We start from the raw sequence: 1480 nt of genomic DNA, 5'->3' as shown, positions 1-1480 counted from the left end.
TCGTCGATCTCCCGCTCCCGGCCCGGGCGCTGGACATCAGACAAGGCCTCGATGCCGCCCTCGGCATAACGATTGCGCCACTTCAAAACGGTTGGCGCCGAAAACCCTGTCATCTTCTCGATCTGGAAATTCGGCACCCCGTCGGCAGCCAACAAAACCGTCCGCGCCCGCAGAGCCACTGTCGCGGTCGATGCTTTCCCACGAGTCAGCGCCTCCAGGGCACCTTTGTCCCCGTCACGCAACTCCAATGCCCTCGCCAAATAAACCATGAATCAAGTCTGACAAACAATCAGCCCCAAAGGAATCAACGACACGCTACACTAGCGGACCCAGACCTAGCGCTTTTCGGTCCTATCGAGGGCATCCAATATACTTGGCGTTTGGTTCCGGGCCCGGAACCGGTGTGCCCACAGCGCACCCGCCACGTGATCGAAGGTTGCCTGAGTGCGAGTCGTCACCATCATTCCCACCTACAACGAGATCGAGTCACTTCCCCTGACCGTGGAACGCCTGCGCCGGGCTGTGCCGCACTCAGACGTTCTGGTGGTTGATGACAACAGCCCCGACGGTACGGGAGATCTCGCCGACACGCTGGCCATCGCTGATCAGCAGATCCACGTCCTGCACCGCACCGGCAAGGCCGGACTCGGCGCCGCATACATCGCGGGATTCACCTGGGCCCTGGACGCAGGATATGACGTCCTGGTCGAGATGGACGCTGACGGATCGCACCGGCCGGAGCAGCTGCAGTCCCTCCTGGAAAAAGTAGCCGACGCGGACCTCGTCATTGGGTCACGCTGGGTCCCCGGTGGGAGCGTAGTGAATTGGCCCCACCGAAGGAAGCTCCTATCCCGGGCAGGAAGCACCTATTCACGGCTGATGCTGGGAATCCAGGTCAGGGATATCACCGCCGGATACCGGGCGTTCCGCCGGGAGACCCTTGAGCGCGTTGACCTGACGACAGTCGACTCCGTCGGGTATGGATTTCAGGTGGATATGACCTTCCGAGTAGCCCAACTCGGCTTGAAGATCGTCGAGGTTCCCATCACCTTCGTCGAACGCGAGTTTGGCGCCTCGAAGATGAGTGGCGGAATTGTCCTCGAAGCCATTGCCAACGTGACCCGCTGGGGGCTCGCCGCGCGCTGGCGGTCCCTCACCAGGGCATGAAAAAAGCCGGGCCGTCTGCTGGTCCGCAGTTGGCCCGGCTATCTCAGACTTGCAACGCTCCGGCTAGGCAGAACGGCGTTCTCCGCGGCGTTCCCGCAGGATGGTCAAGCGGTCCTGAAGGATCTGTTCCAGCTCGTCCATGCTGCGACGCTCCAGCAACATATCCCAGTGAGTACGCACCGGCTTGTCACCGGAGGTGTCGGGGCGTTCCCCATCCACCAGCAACGCTTCCTTGCCGGTCTTGGAGACCCAGACCGGTGGAACGTCTGCTTCCGCCGCAAAAGTGACGAATACCCGCTCGCCGTCTCCGCAG

General features: G+C 61.9%; 3 protein-coding genes. 1 reads left to right on the top strand and 2 read right to left on the bottom strand.

Features of this window, described 5'->3' with window-relative positions:
• Window positions 1-269: helix-turn-helix domain-containing protein (locus Y703_RS0107800; RefSeq protein WP_026552260.1), on the bottom strand; the 269-nt coding region annotated here is incomplete at its 3' end.
• 175 nt (window positions 270-444) lie between these two features.
• Between Y703_RS0107800 and Y703_RS0107795 the strand changes: the two genes are divergently transcribed.
• Window positions 445-1167 (top strand): polyprenol monophosphomannose synthase, encoded by a 723-nt coding sequence (locus Y703_RS0107795; RefSeq protein WP_026552259.1) that lies wholly within the window; start codon window positions 445-447, stop codon window positions 1165-1167.
• A gap of 63 nt (window positions 1168-1230) precedes the next feature.
• On the opposite strand, the gene Y703_RS18645 is transcribed toward Y703_RS0107795, so the two are convergent.
• A partial coding sequence (locus Y703_RS18645; protein ID WP_035764196.1) for an RNA polymerase-binding protein RbpA occupies window positions 1231-1480 on the bottom strand: 250 nt, incomplete at its 5' end.

It is taken from the genome of Arthrobacter sp. H20, assembly GCF_000520515.1.
GTDB lineage: Bacteria > Actinomycetota > Actinomycetes > Actinomycetales > Micrococcaceae > Arthrobacter_D.
The sequence above is the reverse complement of the archived record's forward strand: the minus strand, read 5'-3'. Positions and strand labels throughout refer to the sequence as shown.